Origin of the sequence: Halomonas qinghailakensis, from assembly GCF_025820815.1 — a bacterium.
GTDB lineage: Bacteria > Pseudomonadota > Gammaproteobacteria > Pseudomonadales > Halomonadaceae > Vreelandella > Vreelandella qaidamensis.
Genome location: NZ_CP096973.1, coordinates 1,673,477 through 1,689,553 on the forward strand (window position 1 = coordinate 1,673,477; position 16,077 = coordinate 1,689,553).

General features: G+C 52.5%; 14 protein-coding genes. 8 read left to right on the forward strand and 6 right to left on the reverse strand.

Annotated elements, in window-relative coordinates; genetic code table 11:
* Positions 1-28: 28 nt before the first annotated feature.
* Positions 29-1,855, forward strand: a complete 1,827-nt coding sequence (glmS, locus tag M0220_RS07900) for a glutamine--fructose-6-phosphate transaminase (isomerizing) (RefSeq protein ID WP_264019079.1) — start codon at positions 29-31, stop codon at positions 1,853-1,855.
* 153 nt (positions 1,856-2,008) lie between these two features.
* On the forward strand, positions 2,009-3,475 hold the full coding sequence (gene nhaD, locus M0220_RS07905; protein WP_264019080.1) for a sodium:proton antiporter NhaD: 1,467 nt from the start codon (positions 2,009-2,011) through the stop codon (positions 3,473-3,475).
* Between the two features lie 115 nt (positions 3,476-3,590).
* On the opposite strand, the gene M0220_RS07910 is transcribed toward nhaD, so the two are convergent.
* The 3 genes from M0220_RS07910 to M0220_RS07920 all read right to left on the reverse strand — a co-directional run bounded on the left by M0220_RS07910 (position 3,591) and on the right by M0220_RS07920 (position 6,407).
* Positions 3,591-4,208 carry a CBS domain-containing protein gene (locus tag M0220_RS07910; RefSeq protein ID WP_264019081.1) on the reverse strand — a complete coding sequence of 206 codons (618 nt, stop codon included), beginning with the start codon at positions 4,206-4,208 and terminating at the stop codon, positions 3,591-3,593.
* 101 nt (positions 4,209-4,309) lie between these two features.
* Positions 4,310-5,722: an ATP-binding protein gene (locus M0220_RS07915; protein ID WP_264019082.1), complete on the reverse strand. Its 1,413-nt coding sequence runs from the start codon at positions 5,720-5,722 to the stop codon at positions 4,310-4,312.
* A gap of 25 nt (positions 5,723-5,747) precedes the next feature.
* On the reverse strand, positions 5,748-6,407 hold the full coding sequence (locus M0220_RS07920) for a response regulator transcription factor (RefSeq protein ID WP_264019084.1): 660 nt from the start codon (positions 6,405-6,407) through the stop codon (positions 5,748-5,750).
* 69 nt (positions 6,408-6,476) lie between these two features.
* Between M0220_RS07920 and M0220_RS07925 the strand changes: the two genes are divergently transcribed.
* Both M0220_RS07925 and M0220_RS07930 read left to right on the forward strand, forming a co-directional pair.
* Positions 6,477-7,391 (forward strand): GNAT family N-acetyltransferase, encoded by a 915-nt coding sequence (locus M0220_RS07925; protein WP_264019085.1) that lies wholly within the window; start codon positions 6,477-6,479, stop codon positions 7,389-7,391.
* 223 nt (positions 7,392-7,614) lie between these two features.
* Positions 7,615-8,445 carry a c-type cytochrome gene (locus M0220_RS07930; protein WP_030071572.1) on the forward strand — a complete coding sequence of 277 codons (831 nt, stop codon included), beginning with the start codon at positions 7,615-7,617 and terminating at the stop codon, positions 8,443-8,445.
* Between the two features lie 94 nt (positions 8,446-8,539).
* On the opposite strand, the gene rep is transcribed toward M0220_RS07930, so the two are convergent.
* A complete protein-coding gene (gene rep / locus M0220_RS07935; protein ID WP_264019086.1) occupies positions 8,540-10,609 on the reverse strand; it encodes a DNA helicase Rep in 2,070 nt (689 codons plus the stop codon).
* 96 nt (positions 10,610-10,705) lie between these two features.
* Here rep and M0220_RS07940 point away from each other — a divergent pair, with 96 nt between their 5' ends.
* Positions 10,706-11,179 (forward strand): tRNA (cytidine(34)-2'-O)-methyltransferase, encoded by a 474-nt coding sequence (locus M0220_RS07940; protein ID WP_264019088.1) that lies wholly within the window; start codon positions 10,706-10,708, stop codon positions 11,177-11,179.
* 3 nt (positions 11,180-11,182) lie between these two features.
* On the opposite strand, the gene pyrE is transcribed toward M0220_RS07940, so the two are convergent.
* Positions 11,183-11,848, reverse strand: coding sequence for an orotate phosphoribosyltransferase (gene pyrE / locus M0220_RS07945; protein ID WP_030071566.1), 666 nt, complete (start codon positions 11,846-11,848; stop codon positions 11,183-11,185).
* Positions 11,849-12,000: 152 nt separating this feature from the next.
* On the opposite strand from pyrE, the gene M0220_RS07950 reads away from it, so the two are divergent.
* Positions 12,001-12,768 (forward strand): exodeoxyribonuclease III, encoded by a 768-nt coding sequence (locus M0220_RS07950; protein ID WP_009723298.1) that lies wholly within the window; start codon positions 12,001-12,003, stop codon positions 12,766-12,768.
* 99 nt (positions 12,769-12,867) lie between these two features.
* Here the strand turns inward: M0220_RS07950 and rph are convergent, their stop codons facing one another.
* Positions 12,868-13,605 (reverse strand): ribonuclease PH, encoded by a 738-nt coding sequence (rph, locus tag M0220_RS07955; RefSeq protein ID WP_030071563.1) that lies wholly within the window; start codon positions 13,603-13,605, stop codon positions 12,868-12,870.
* A 143-nt stretch (positions 13,606-13,748) separates the two neighbouring features.
* Between rph and M0220_RS07960 the strand changes: the two genes are divergently transcribed.
* Together M0220_RS07960 and ppk2 are read left to right on the forward strand one after the other, a co-directional pair.
* On the forward strand, positions 13,749-14,627 hold the full coding sequence (locus tag M0220_RS07960) for a YicC/YloC family endoribonuclease (RefSeq protein WP_264019090.1): 879 nt from the start codon (positions 13,749-13,751) through the stop codon (positions 14,625-14,627).
* Positions 14,628-14,905: 278 nt separating this feature from the next.
* Entirely contained in the window at positions 14,906-15,988 is a 1,083-nt protein-coding gene (gene ppk2, locus M0220_RS07965; protein ID WP_030071560.1) for a polyphosphate kinase 2, read from the forward strand.
* The last annotated feature ends 89 nt before the right edge of the window (positions 15,989-16,077 follow it).

Here is a 16,077-nt window from a genome sequence, read left to right on the forward strand (position 1 = left end):
GCATTAAGACGCCCAAGGAGAAATGGCTATGTGTGGCATCGTTGCTGCGGTTGCACAGCGTAATGTGCAAGGAATTTTGCTGGAAGGCCTCAAGCGCTTGGAGTATCGCGGCTATGACTCTTCTGGTATGACGGTGCTGAACAGTGGTGTGTTAACGCGTCACCGCGCCTTGGGCAAGGTAGCCGCTCTTGATGAACGGTTAGCCACCGCAGCGCTACCCGGCACCTGTGGTATTGCCCATACCCGCTGGGCTACTCACGGTAAACCGTCTGAAGAAAACGCCCACCCGCATCACAGTAGTGACCAAGTAGCGGTGGTGCACAACGGCATTATCGAAAACTACGAGCAGATCAAAGACACCCTACAGACCAGCGGTTACCGCTTTACCTCCGAAACTGATACCGAAGTCATCGCCCACTTACTGTCTGAAAAATTAGCAACCGGTCTGACATTATTTGAAGCAACCCAGCAAATCGTCAACGGCTTAGGCGGTGCCTACGCGCTTGGTGTGATGAGCGCTGCAGAACCAGGGGTGGTGGTAGGTGCTCGTCAGGGCAGTCCGCTGGTGGTGGGGGTAGGGATCGATGAAGCTTTTCTCGCCTCGGATCCGTTAGCGCTTTTACAAGTGACCGACCGCTTTATTTACCTGGAAGAAGGCGATTTAGTAGAGCTTCGTGAGCAAGGCTCAATCCGTATCGTTGACCATCAGGGGAATCCCGTTGAGCGGCCAATTCAAACGTTTGAACATGGCGACGGCGCCGCCAGCAAAGGCGACTACCGGCACTATATGCTCAAAGAAATCTTCGAGCAGCCTGACGTCATTAGTGCCGCCCTTGAAGGGCGTTTAAGTGGCAGCAGTGTATTGATTGAAAGCTTTGGCCCTGATGCCCAAACACTGTTTCAGGCTACCCGCCAGATTCATATTATTGCTTGTGGTACCAGCTACCATGCTGGCTTAGTGGCGCGCTACTGGCTAGAGCGCTATGCCGGTGTGCCAGTACAGGTAGAGGTGGCCTCTGAGTACCGCTATCGACACCCTGTTGTGCCTGAAGGCACGCTGTTTGTCACGCTGTCGCAATCCGGTGAAACAGCGGACACGCTGGCAGCGCTGCGTTTTGCAAAAACGCTTAGTTATGTTGGGTCGCTGGCTATTTGCAACGTACCCGGCAGTTCCCTGGTACGGGAATCGGATATGTCGCTGATGACACGGGCAGGCCCAGAAATCGGCGTTGCGTCTACCAAAGCATTTACCACACAACTGGTTGCGTTAATGCTGCTAACGCTGTCGGTAAACAAAGCTAAAGGCCAGCCAGAGCAGCAAGATATTGTCGAAGCGCTACGCGGACTCCCTGCACTGTGTCAGCAGGTATTAGCGCTAGATAGCCAAGTTGAAACCCTTTCCCAAGCGTTTGCGGAAAAACATCACGCGCTCTTTTTAGGCCGTGGTGCTCACTATCCTATTGCGCTAGAAGGCGCGCTAAAGCTTAAGGAAATTTCCTACATTCATGCAGAGGCTTACCCCGCTGGAGAGTTAAAGCACGGGCCGCTGGCGCTGGTAGACAGCGAAATGCCGGTGATTTCAGTTGCCCCTAACGACGACCTGCTCGAAAAGCTAAAGTCGAACCTACAGGAAGTCCGTGCCCGCGGTGGTCAGCTGTTTGTGTTTGCCGATGAGCGTGTAGGAATCAGCGAGCAAGATGGCGTTCGCGTATTAACACTTCCTCATGTTCACGAAGCACTGGCGCCGCTTTTATACACGCTGCCCCTGCAGCTTCTGAGCTACCACGTGGCAGTCTTGAAAGGCACCGATGTGGATCAGCCACGTAATTTAGCCAAGAGCGTAACGGTCGAGTAGACCTCCACAAAATAAATGTTTCTGGCACTGTAAAACGGCTTTACAAGATGCGGCAAATGGCCGCATCTTTAGCGTGATCGCTGCGTTGCAGCACTTAGTTAGTGTGCTTATCATCGTGGCGGTCTCTTCCAACCCTGCCAGGATCACTTTACTATGAAACCACCTAACGTCCTTGCAATGCGGCAGTCTACTTGCCGGTTTGCTTGGTTGTTGATTGCGTTGTGTTTGTTTGCTTTTCCCACCCTCTCTTATGCCGCTTCTGGCCCGTTAGATCTGACTGCTTCGTTTGCCGGTATTGCCTCTGTTGTCATCTTTGTTCTTGCCTACGCCTTGGTAATGAGCGAAGAGCTAATTCACATGCGTAAATCCAAGCCTGTACTAGTGGCCGCCGGGCTTATCTGGGCGTTGGTGGCGTGGGTCTATGTACAGGCGGGCATGCCGCAAGAAGCGGAAGCAGCGTTTAAAGAAACGCTGCTTGAATACACTGAGTTGTTGCTGTTCTTGCTGGTAGCGATGACCTACATCAACGCTATGGAAGAACGCCGTATCTTTGATGCCCTGCGGGCTTGGCTAGTACGTAAAGGCTTTAGTTATCGCAGTCTGTTTTGGATTACGGGATGTCTTGCCTTTGGTATTTCTGCCATTGCCAACAACATGACCACGGCGATGCTGATGTGCGCGGTGGTGCTGAAAGTGGCTGAAGGCGATAAAAAGTTCATTAGTCTGTGCTGTGTCAACGTGGTGGTAGCATCAAACGCAGGCGGTGCGTTCAGCCCGTTTGGTGATATCACCACGTTGATGGTGTGGCAGGCAGGCCAGGTGCCGTTTGGCGGCTTCTTTGCGCTCTTGGTGCCTGCTATTGTCAATTTTATCGTGCCGTCGGTGATCATGAATTTATTCATTGTTAACCGCCAACCTGCAGCGCTCACCGAAAACGTCTGGTTAAAGCGTGGTTCGCGTCGCATCATCGCGCTATTTTTGGTGACTGTCGCTATTTCCGTATTGTGCCATTCGGTTCTTTATCTGCCGCCTGCGATGGGCATGATGTTTGGTCTTGGCCTACTGCAGTTCTTTGGCTACTACCTGCGCCGCAGTCTGCCACGCTCCCTGGAGCGCAAGCGTGAACGTTATTCCCGCCGTGGTGACTGGAATAAGCTTGAGCAACTGGGTAGCGTTGTTCCTTTTGATATCTTCAGCCGTATTGCCCGCTCAGAATGGGACACGCTGCTCTTCTTCTACGGAGTTGTGATGTGTGTCGGTGGCCTGGGCTTTATGGGCTATTTAAGTCTATTGTCAGAAACCTTGTATGGCAGTTGGAATCCTGTGTGGGCCAATGTTGTTTTGGGGCTTATCTCGGCGGTAGTCGATAACATTCCGGTGATGTTTGCGGTGCTTTCCATGGCGCCCGATATGTCGCAAGGTAACTGGCTGCTGATCACATTGACTGCTGGTGTTGGTGGTAGCCTGCTGTCAATGGGCTCTGCGGCGGGGGTTGCGTTAATGGGCCAAGCCCGAGGTATTTATACTTTTGCGGGCCACCTGCGCTGGGCACCGGCTATTTTGCTGGGGTATGCTGCCAGTATTGCTGCGCATTTGTTGATAAACGCAGCGCTATTTTAAATTAGCAGCTAATTTAGCTAAAAAAAACGCCCCTTATCATTGATAAGGGGCGTTTTTTTAATACTGTTAGTAGGTTTTCTAGCTTTACTTAATGACTATAAATTTGATGTCGAGACTATAAATCGTGCCCGGTAATGACTTTGCAAATATCGGCAAAGCTACTGGCAGTCGGCACTGCTGAAGAGGTGACTTTCATCGTGGTTTTATTGCCCATCGCGTGCTGTATATCGGTGGCAGAAATAATACCGCGTACGCTTAATGGTTGATTTTGTTTATGCTCAGTAATCAATAAGTGCTGCTCTGTAAAGCGCTCCATAGAAAGCACAAGGTCTTCAATCGTTAATGAGTTAAGTTGCTCAAATGGCATCGCACTAAGCTTTTGCCAGGGCGTCATAATCATGTCGGCTGTAATTTCCGTACGATCAAGATTTCTCTGCTGCATCGCCAAGTTAATGCGCCGTGTTCCGATGACTTCTTTGGCAGTCAGTACGCCAATGCAGTGGTTAGCTTTGTCGAGAACAAACAACAGGCGAACACCGCCATGGCGCATTTGTAAATGAGCATCGTCGATAGGCGTATCCGCGGTTACTGCCTGGGGTCTGACCTGAGTAAAATCCGTCAGCACCGATAACGCAGGACTTTCAGGTGTTATCTGCTTTGTTGTTGGCGTAATAAGCAGTGGTGTTTCACCAAACTGGATAAGTGGTTTGGGGGTATGGACTAGCATATTCATCAGGGAATCTCCGTCGTATGAATAGACAGGTCGTTAACCGCTTGCCTGTCTTGTACTTTCACACTTGCACGGAATTCTTATGGGAACCTTAACAGGCCCCTTTATGGCCGATTATTTTTTGGTTGGCGTTGAGATAGGGCGTTCCTGGTAAACGTTGCGCGCACACGAAGCCCACCGCTAGGGGCCTCATCAAGCAGTAAGACGCCCTGATGGCGTTTGACCAAGCGCTCGACAATGGATAAACCTAAACCCGCGCCAGCACCAGGCCCAGCACGTTGAAATCGCTCCATCAGCTGGTTGCGTTGTGCTGCAGGGATACCGGGCCCTTGATCATCAACAATGACAATAACACTTTTCGCTAATGCTTTAAGCGTGATCGTAATAGCGCTTTGAGCAGGCGAGTGTTGAATGGCGTTACCCACCAGATTTTGCACCAGCGCCTCAATAGCTCCTGGTTCCGCTTCTATTTCCCATTTAGCCGAGTCGTCTGCCTCTAATAACAACGGTTGTTGTCGCTCGGCGGCCAGTGGCGCAAGCTTTGCCAACGTTTCGCGAGCTTCGTGTAATACATTACAGCGGTGATACTCTGACAGCGGTTCTTCTTCGTGGTCTAAGCGCGCCAGGGTTAAGAGTTGAGAGACTAGCCGCGTTGAACGTTTCACTCCACTGCGTAAATGATGCAGCGCTTCTTTTCTGTCATCGGCATTGTCAGCGGTCAGTGCATTTTGCGCGTGCAAATCAAGTACCGCCAAGGGGGTGCGTAGTTCGTGGGCAGCGTCGGCAATGAAACGCTTTTCGCGAATACGCAGCTGTCGCAGCTGTTCCAACAGCCGGTTTAGGGCGCTAGAAATGGTTTCCAGTTCCTGGGGAAGTGGATGAAGCGTCAGTGGCTTTAGGTGGTGGGGATCGCGGGCACGGATTTGCTCTGCCATCCGTGATAGGGGGGCAAGCCCCCAGCCAATTGACCACCACAGTAATAGTGTCAATAAGGGCAAGCCAATAAGATCAGGTAATAAGGTACGCAGTGCTACTGCGCTGATCAATTCACCACGAACGTCCTCTCGTTCGCCCACCACTACGCGTTTGTTAGTGCCTGTTATTTCCAGAACAAAAACGCGCCAGTCATGTTGATTCACTGTAAGCGTTGAATAACCAGATGGTTGCTGGGTAAGCTGTATTTCGGGGGCGCTGGCGGAACGCAGCAGTAGGCGATCGCCATCCCAAAGCTGAAACGCCTGCTTGCTCTCATAGCGATGATCTGCAAAACGATGATTGGATTGCTCGGCACTAAGCAGCGCACTCTCCACACTTTCTAGTAAAAGCGTACGGTCGCTATCGGGCAGTGGTGCCTGTAGTAATCCTTCTAGCAAACGGGCACTTTGTGCCAAGCTAGCATCGTGAAGTTCTTCGATTTCATGGGCGGCATAGCGATAGCTAATAAAGCCAATCACTAGCATGCTCGCGCCAAACACAAGCAGCGCAAGCCCCAGGGTGCGTTGACGAATAGAACTCATGCGCTTGCCTTGTGTACGTTAACCATTATGATTTATCCATGACATAGCCGATCCCTCTCACGGTGCGAATAACCTCAGGAAACAGCTTTCGTCGTAAGTGGTGGATATGAACTTCGATAGCGTTACTCTCGACTTCTTCCTCCCAGCCGTACACTAAACGCGTTAAGGTATCGCGGGTAAAGACACGACCTGGGTGGCTCATAAACTCCTGTAGTAATGTCAGCTCACGACGCGAAAGCGTGATCACTTTATGTTGATAACTGACCTGTAAGGTCTGAGGGTCCAGGCTAATTCCCCGGCAGTTGAGTAAGCCGCTGCTTTGCCCTTGACTGCGGCGCAATAAAGCACGCAGGCGCGCTTTTAATTCTGCTACCTCGAAGGGTTTGGTGAGGTAATCGTCGGCTCCTGCATCCAACCCTTCGATACGGTTATCCACCGCATCGCGGGCGGTCAGAACTAAAATAGGCAGTTGGCTGCCATGTCGCCGAATAGCGCGCAGCACTTCCATTCCATCGATCGTTGGTAAACCAAGGTCCAGGATGACCGCATCAAAGGGTTCATTTTTAAGCGCATGAAGCGCGTTATCGCCATCGGCTAAATGATCTACCGTATAGTGCTCAGGTTTTAGCGCCATACGAATCCCTGACGCTAAACTGGGGTCGTCCTCAACCAGTAAAATGCGCATATCGATGGATGACTCCTTTCATTCATGGCGGGCTACTTTCATTCATGGCGGGCTACTCAGGAACGTAACATGACACGTCATTCTCCTTTCGGCCATCGCTCCTTAACTACCACAGTAATGCAGTGCCCACGTGAACAACGGCGTGAAGCATTGCTGCAGTTAGCTGCCGTGCATGATCCTGCGCAACAACCTGCATTGCAGCATGCCTTATCAACCGTAAAAGCGGGTCCTGACACTGTATGGCAAGGCCTTTGGATAGCCACTCAAGCGGGCCATATCGAAGCCGCCGCCTGGGTACAGCCATTGGCTAATCAAATGGCGCAGCTTTGGCTACCCAGGCAGCATAATTCGTCAGTTGATGCGTTGTTGAAAGCCTTGCAGGGCTGGGTAAACGAGCAGCCGATTGCGCTATGCCATGTGGCGTTATCCGACGATGCGGCCAGCTGGGAAACAAGGTTAGTGACCCACGGTATGCGGGCGCTTGCCACTCTGGAGCATCTTGTGTGGCAGTGCCAAACCGTTCAATCACCCGCTAATCTACTGATACTAAGCCCCTTTGCTGAATTGACTCCCGCTCAACAGCGGGCGTTAGTAGAGAAAGTAAGCGAAGGCTCGTTAGACTGCCCAGAGCTTCGCGAAGTGCTCACCATTGACGCGTTACTAGCGGGATTTTATGACCAAGCGCCGAATGCCCCAGATAACTGGTATCAGCTTAAACATCAGGGGGAAACTATCGGTGTATTATTACTTGCTTCCAACCCTGTTACACAGCGCTGGTCATTGCAGTTGATGGGGCTGCTACCTGATTGGCGTGGCGGGGGAATGGGCAAGGAAATTATTCAACAAGCGCAGGCGTTGGCTAGCAAGGCGGAAGCCCGCGACATTACGCTCACTGTCGATACACAGAATGTTCCAGCAAAGCGTGTATATGCTCAGGCAGGCTTTACGCGTTATGCTCAGCAGCGTTTGCTGGCTTGGTGCTAAATAGCTGAACATTGATACGGTTTTTAAACCGCTGAATTAAGCATAAAGCTAAGTTTAGGTTGAATTGCCGCGCTTAGTAGCATTTTCTTACGCTTGGCGTTCTCGGTATACTAATGCGATATGCACGTCTTGGCGTTCCGGTTGCCGCAGGTTGATGATGTCGCTGCCGCGCGCAGGGGTTAAGCACAAAACGTTTTATGACAAAACTCAAGAGGTGGTGAGAGTGAAATCTAAGCTGATCATGAGCGGGCTGGCGGCCCTAGGCGTCATGGCAGGCACATCCGGTGCTTATGCTCAAGACGCAGCACGTGACGCAATCGCTGAGCGCTTAGCGCCGGTAGGTCAACTCTGCTTGCAAGGCCAAGACTGTGGCACCGCAGCAGCGCCAGCCGCCGCTAGCAGCGGTGGTGGTGACGAAGTTGATGGCGAAGGTATCTACAACAACGTCTGTATGGCGTGCCACGAAACGGGCGCAGCGGGAGCCCCTATTCGCGGTGATGAAGCTGCGTGGGCTGAGCGTACCGAACAAGGTTTCGCGACACTGCTAGAGCACTCGATTAACGGTATTGGTGCAATGCCTGCTCGTGGCGGCAACCCCAACCTGTCAGACGAAGAGATGGAAGCGGCGACAGCGTATATGGTGGAGCCTGTCATGGACGTTCCCGAGCTAGGTGGCGGTGACGAAGAAGCGGCTGCAGAGGCGACGGAAGAGAGCGCTAGCGATGATATGGCCGCAGCAGAGGAAACCAGTGCCGATGAAGGCACCGCAGACGCTGCAGCTAGCGAAGAGGAAGCTTCTAGTGGTGGCAGCGGTTTAGATGGCGAAGCGCTTTATGCCAGTGCTGGTTGTGTGGCTTGCCACGCGGCAGGTGTTGCTGGTGCCCCTTTGATTGGCGATGCTGATGCGTGGGCGCCGCGCCTTGAGCAGGGTGTCGATGCGTTATACGAAAGCGTGTTTAACGGCAAAGGCGTGATGCCGCCACGTGGTGGTAGCAGTGCCTCTGACGAAGAGATCATGGCCGTTGTCGATTACATGGTGTCAGAAGTGCAATAAGCTGTTGTTGTAATAATGTTGTGTAATCTATCCACAGGTGGGTTTTGAACCCCCCCCCCCTGTGGATATTTTTTTGTGTTCTTATGACTTGCCGCTAACCCAACAAGGAACGCAGCCCGGCAATCGCGTCTTTCCCGCGTGCCTGCTTTTTCTCGGGGTCTTCTTTATCGGCGCGGCCCTCCCACTCCAAATCATCAGCGGGCAGTTCGTCTAAAAAGCGGCTGGGCTGACAGTCCATTAGTTCACCATACGCTTTACGCTGGCGGGCTAATGTCAGTGTCAGGGTACGCCTTGCTCGTGTAATCCCAACGTAAGCCAAGCGGCGCTCCTCTTCCACGGTGCCCATTTCAATAGCATTGCGGTGGGGTAGCAGATCTTCCTCTAAGCCCATCAAATACACATGGGGAAACTCCAGTCCTTTCGAGGCGTGCATGGTGAGTAGTTGCACACGGTCTGAGTCGTCTTCTTCAGCCTGTTGCTCAAGAATATCCCGAAGCACTAGGCAGGAAATGGCGGCTTCTACGCCGTCTGTTTCCGTTGCGGTGGAGTCATCGGCATCTTCTGGGTCGCGGTTTAGTGACTTCTCTAGCTGATCAATCAAAATCCATACGTTGGCCATACGCCGTTCAGCAACGGTTGGGGCGCTGGCATTTTGGTACAGCCAGGCCTCGTAATCCATATCGCGCAGCATGTCGCGAATGGCGGCGATGGCATCGTCTTGATCCATGCGTTTACGCACGCCATCAATAAAGTGCGTAAAGCGGGAAAGCCGCTCTACGGCCCGAGTCGGCAGCGTTTGCTCTAACCCTAGCTCGTGGCAGGCAGCAAACAGCGAAATTGAACGCTCTGTTGCGTAGTTGGCTAGCTTTTCCAACGTGCCAGGGCCTATTTCCCGGCGGGGCACGTTCACAATACGTAAAAAGGCGTTATCGTCAGCAGGGTTAATTAACAGCCGCAGATAGGCCATGGTGTCCTTGATCTCGTTGCGCGAGAAAAACGACGTACCGCCGGAAAGCTTGTAGGGAATTTGGTAGTGCTGCAGCTTGAGCTCTAATAAACGTGCCTGGAAGTTACCCCGATAGAGCACCGCAAAATCTCGCCATTCTGCTTTTTCTTTGATACGCCGAGTCAGCATTTCGCTGGCTACCCGCTCGGACTCCGCCTCTTCATGACGGTTGACGATGACCCGAATCGGCGCGCCATCGCCCATATCCGACCACAAGGTTTTATCGTAAACGTGAGGGTTGTTAGCAATTAACGTGTTGGCCGCACGCAAAATGGTGCCGGTCGAGCGGTAGTTCTGCTCCAGCTTGATAACGTTCAGGCGCGGGAAGTCTTCGCCAAGGGTCACCAAATTTTCAGGCCGGGCCCCGCGCCATGCGTAGATCGACTGGTCGTCGTCGCCAACCACGGTAAAGGTCGCCCGTTCGGCCATCAGCAGTTTCACCAGTAGGTACTGAGAAACGTTAGTGTCCTGATACTCATCCACCAACATATAGTGAATTTTGTTCCGCCAGCGGGCCAGGGCTTCTGGGTCACGTTGTAGCAGCACCACCGGCAGTAGGATCAGGTCGTCAAAATCCACCGCGTTATAGGCTTTTAAGTGGCGCACGTAAGCTTCATAAACCCGTGCGGCAAAGTGCTCGTCATCATCCGCGGCAAAAGAAAGCGCGTCACTGGGCAGCACTAAATCGTTCTTCCACGTGGAGATTTTGCTCTGCACTGCGTTGATCTGCTCGGCGTCTACCTGAGCGTCTTTGTTCATTAGATCGCGCAGCAGTGCTTTGGCATCTTCTGGGTCAAACAACGAAAAGCCTGGTTTGTAGCCTAGTGTTTTCAACTCACCGCGAATAATAGTCAGGCCTAAATTGTGGAACGTCGACACCGTTAGCCCGTGGCCCTCTTTACCCTTCAGCATTTGCCCAACGCGCTCTTTCATCTCCCTGGCGGCTTTATTGGTGAAGGTAACCGCCGCTATTTTGCGCGCGCTCATGCCGCACTCTTGCACCAGATAGGCGATTTTGGTGGTAATAACGCTGGTTTTACCAGACCCCGCGCCCGCCAAGACCAAACAGGGGCCATCGATATAGCGCACCGCTTCCTGCTGGCGCGGGTTTAGCCCTTTAATACGGCTAAGAATGCTCTTTGGCGGTTGGGGCGTCATGGTGAAGGGTGACCTCTACAAGTGTTTCTAGGCAAATTCCATTACAATCAGCGGCGCTGGGCGAACGCACAATGAGTTAATAATAGGCAGGTGGTAATGTTTGAAGTAGCGCTATTTGAACCGCGTATGGCACCCAATACGGGTAACATTATGCGCCTGGTGGCTAACAATGGCTGCCGATTACATTTAATTGAACCGCTGGGCTTTGATCTCGAAGAGAAAAAGCTGCGCCGCGCCGGACTAGATTACCGTGACCTAGCCAATGTTACCCGCCATGCTAATTTTACGGCGTTTCAAGCGGCAATGCAGGGGCGCACGATATGGGCGATTACCACCAAAGGCACCCGAGCCCACAGCGACGCGGCTTTCGCGCCGGGCGATGTACTGCTATTCGGTTCGGAAACCGCAGGGCTGTCGCCCCAGGTCCATGCTGTGCTACCCGCAGAACAGAAGCTGCGCATCCCCATGCAGCCCAATAACCGCAGCTTGAACCTTTCTAACGCCGTTGCCATCGTCAGCTATGAGGCGTGGCGCCAGCAAGATTACGCTGGCGCATTAAGCGGTAAGTAGCGACTAACCCGCGATGCCGTAGCGGTCGCGATAAGCGCGTACCGCTTCGGCGTAAGCCAGCATTTCGCCGCCAGCATGCTCTTCAAGGTAAGTAAGCACTTGCTCTAAGGTGACAATACTGACAACCGGCATGCCGTACTGAGCCTGGACTTCCTGGATAGCGCTTTGTTCGCCTTGGCCGCGCTCTTGACGATCAAGCGCAATAATCACGCCACCTGCGCGGGCACCGCTTTGCTCAATTAGGCTCATCACTTCACGGATAGCCGTACCGGCTGTAATCACGTCGTCAATGATCAAAATATCGCCGGCCAGTGGTGCACCGACAATATTGCCGCCTTCGCCGTGGGTTTTGGCCTCTTTACGGTTAAACGCGTAGGGCATATCGCGATCGTGGTGGTCGGCTAGGGCCGCGGCAGTGACCGCCGCCAGGGGAATGCCTTTATAGGCTGGGCCGAACAGCACATCCGCTTGCAGGCCACTATCGACAATGGCTTGAGCGTAAAAACGGCCCAGCTTAGCCAGGGCACGACCGGTTTGAAACAGGCCCGCGTTAAAGAAGTAAGGGCTTACTCGCCCCGACTTAAGCGTGAACTCGCCAAACTTGAGCACGCCCTGCTCAATAGCGAAGGCAATGAAATCGCGCTGATAGGGTTGTAGAGTGGTAGCCACGATGGTCTTCTCTTGTCGATAGGAATGTAAGTAATAGAAATCTAAGTAAACGCAGTAATAAATCAGAGTTAAACAGCAAGATTGGGTTTGTCTATTTACCCAAACGTCTAAACGTCGGGTATCATACAGCAGCGACGCAAAAGGGACGATTTATGAAAATTGCCAGCATCAATGTCAATGGTATACGTGATGCCGTCGACCGTGGCTTCCTGGACTGGCTGGCTCAGCAGGATGCCGACGTGATCTGCGTGCAGAACATCAAGGCAAAAAGTTTTGAACTGGACGACCATATTCTCTATCCAGAAGGCTACGAAGGCTACTTCCTGGATGCAGAAGAAGATGGTTTCTCCGGCGTGGCACTCTATTGCCGCAAAATTCCCAAGGCGATTATGTATGGTCTTGGGTTCCCTCAGTGTGATCACGAAGGGCGCTTTCTGCAGGCGGATTATGACCGCTTCAGCATTGCCACCTTCTTGATGCCTGATGGAAGTGATCAAAAAGCCAAACAGGCGTTTATGGAGCAGTACCAAGAGTACCTAACGAAGATGTCGCGCAAACGTCGCGAATACATCATCTGTGGTACTTGGCACGTTGCCCATAAAACCATCGATTTGGCCAACTGGTCGGACAATCAGCTAACCTCTGGTTTCCGCCCGGAAGAGCGTGCCTGGATGGATCAGGTGCTTGGCCCAACCGGCTTTATCGACACCTTCCGCGAAATTAATCGCGATGCGGGTGAATATACCTGGTGGCCAAAGCTCGACCAAGACGTGCCCCGAGAGCGCCAAGAAGGCTGGCGGATCGACTACCAGCTGGTCGGCCCCAACTTCCGTCGCCATGTGGTCGACGCGTGGATTGATTACGATGCGACCTTCTCCGAGTTCGCACCGCTGATCGTTGAGTATGACTTAGCGCTGTAAGCGCTCACTTTCCCGCGTCGCATTACCCGTCTCAGCAACAGGCCAGCTTATAAGCTGGCCTGTTTGCGTAGGCGCGTTGAGTGCTTGCTAACTAACGGTTTAGCCGCGAATACCCAATGCTTCGCGCTGTTTTTCGCGCAGCTCGGAGCCAGCTTTCTCAGCGAGATCAAGCATCGCGTTCAGCTCGGTACGGTTAAACGCCCCCGCCTCTGCGGTACCCTGGACTTCAATTAGCTCGCCGTTTTCAGTCATCACCACGTTCAGATCGGTGTCAGCTTTACTATCTTCCGGATAATCCAAGTCCAGTACCGGTACGCCTTTATAAATACCCACCGAAATCGCGCTAACCAGCTGCTTAAAGGGATCACCTTTGATCTTCTTCTCACGCTGCAGATAACGAATGGCATCTACCAGCGCCACACAGCCGCCGGTAATCGCAGCGGTGCGCGTGCCACCATCGGCCTGAATCACATCGCAATCCACGGTAATGGTGAACTCGCCCAACTTCTTCAAGTTAACCGCTGCGCGCAGGCTACGGCCAATCAAGCGCTGAATTTCCAGCGTACGGCCACCCTGTTTACCACGCGTCGCTTCACGGCCACTGCGGGTGTGAGTGGCACGGGGTAGCATGCCGTACTCAGCGGTGATCCAACCCTGATTTTTGCCACGCAGCCAGCGCGGTACGCCCGCTTCCACACTCGCATTACACAGCACTTTGGTATCACCAAACTCCACCAGTACCGACCCTTCTGCATGGCGGGTGTAATCGCGGGTTATGCGAATTTCACGGAGCTGGTCGGCTTCACGACCGCTAGGGCGAACAACATCAGGACGCATAACACCTCACATCAATTTATCAGTGGAAAAGCCCACCATTGTACACGTCAGCGACGCCGTTGATGGGCCTATTCAAGGCAGACGTATCTACCAGCACAAGATCGGGTAGACTGACCTAAATGCGCGATGAACAGGAATTTTTAATGGCTAACCCACGCCACGTACACAGCATGACCGCCTTTGCCCGCACCGAGCAGGCCGCCCCGTTTGGCACCCTGCAGGTGGAAATCCGCTCGGTGAACCAGCGCTATCTGGAGCCGCACTTTCGCCTACCCGACGCCCTGCGCGAGCTAGAGCCGGTGCTGCGCGATGCCCTACGCACACGCCTAGCGCGAGGCAAAGTCGAATGTAGCCTGCGTTTTGAAGCCGCGGAAACCAACCAAGCTCCTGCGGTAAATGTGCAACGGTTGAAAGAGATTGCCGATGCCCTGGCCGCTATTCAGCAACAGGTGCCCAGTGCCGTGCCGCCCACCACGCTGGCGATACTCAACCAGCCCGGCGTTATGGAAACCCAGCACCTTGATCAAGACGCCATTAAAGCCGCTGCCAAAACGCTGTTTGACCAAGCGCTAGACGAGTTGATCGACGCCCGCGCCCGGGAGGGCGAAAAACTCGCTGAGATGATCACCACCCGCCTAACGGCTGTAAGCGAGCAGGTAGCCACCGTGCGCAGCCTGCTGCCGCAAATTTTAGAGCGCCAGCGCGCCCAACTATTGGAACGCTTAGACGTCGCCAAAACCGAACTCGACCCGCAACGCCTGGAAGCCGAATTGGTACTGGTGGCACAAAAAGCCGATGTAGATGAAGAGTTGGATCGCCTAACGGCGCACGTACAAGAAGTCAGCCGCCAGTTAGCCCAAAAAGGCCCCAAAGGCCGCCGTCTGGATTTCCTAATGCAGGAACTCAACCGCGAAGCCAACACGCTATCGTCAAAATCGGTAGTCGCCGAAACCACCCGCTGCGCGGTGGAGCTAAAAGTATTGATTGAGCAGATGCGAGAGCAGATTCAGAATATTGAATAACCTTTAAAGCTGCTCGGCTGGCGTCATTATTTAGTAAGAGGGCTCTAATGTAAAAGCATGCCCAGTGGCTAAGAGTAGAGTGAGTTCTCCAGAGTGGCAGCGCTAACGATGGTTAGCAGTAAGACCGATGAGTCTTTTGGTTTAAACGTAAACGATATCTCCGTTCTAGTTCTATTAGAACAGTGATTGATGCGTATCAGATTTGTTTAATGAGTATTACGGTACGATGCTCTTTAAAAGGCGATTAATACCGTGTTGCAAAAGAGGAAGAGGCTGTCATGGTAAAAACAAACACAACCAATAGCGACACGTCACCCCAGGCGAAGGCACCAGTACCATGGGTGGATGAATTTAGCGTGATGAAAAAGACCCATGGCGCACAGGAAGCCCAAGCTGCTGCTATTGCCGATATTTTGGGTCTCAAAGGCCCGCTGCCTGAGTCTCATGAAGAAACGCTAAAAGCCGTGGCAGACATTATTGATGGGGCGTCACTTGATGATGTAGCCGAACTGAAAAAAGCGCTGACGCATTGGAAGCAGTTTGATAAAGGCCGCGCAGTGTCTAAAGACGAAGCGTTGGTCGAAAATTGGAGAACAGCAGCTTATCCGTACAAAAATCGTCTATCTCGCAAATCTTATGAAAAACAAAAGTACTACCTGCAAGTAGAGTTATTGAAGCTGCAGTCGTGGATTAAGAAAACTGGTCAGCGTGTCGTGATTGTGTTTGAAGGGAGGGATGCAGCAGGTAAAGGGGGCACCATTAAGCGTTTTATGGAGCATTTAAACCCCCGAGGATCACGAGTGGTCGCGCTTGAAAAACCCACTGAAACTGAGCAAGGCCAATGGTATTTTCAGCGTTATATCACACATTTGCCAACTCACGGCGAACTGGTACTGTTTGATCGTTCCTGGTACAACCGAGCAGGCGTAGAGCGAGTGATGGGGTTTTGTACTGAGAAGCAGTATCAAGACTTTTTACGTCAAGCACCTGAACTAGAACGCAATTTAGTAGGCAGTGGCCTCCACTTAATTAAGTTCTGGTTTTCGGTTAGTCGCGAAGAACAGCAGCGGCGCTTTAAAGAACGTGAGCTGCATCCGCTTAAGCGTTGGAAGCTTAGCCCGATTGACTTGGCATCGTTGGAAAAGTGGGATGAGTATACTGAGGCCAAAGAAACCATGTTTTTCCATACTGATCACTCAGAATGTCCTTGGGTGGTGATTAAGTCGAACTGTAAAAAGCGAGCACGCCTAAATGCTATGCGCTATGTGTTGAACGCTTTCAACTACGAAGGTAAAGATATTAATAATATTGGGGCTACTGATCCGTTGGTGGTAGGCCGTGCAGAGTTTGCTAATGGTTAGCGATTAAGCCACCTAGCTCTGCCGCTAACAATAACGGTTAAACGTTGGCCGTATTAATTGAGACTGAAACGTAAGGCGTCGCTGCCTGC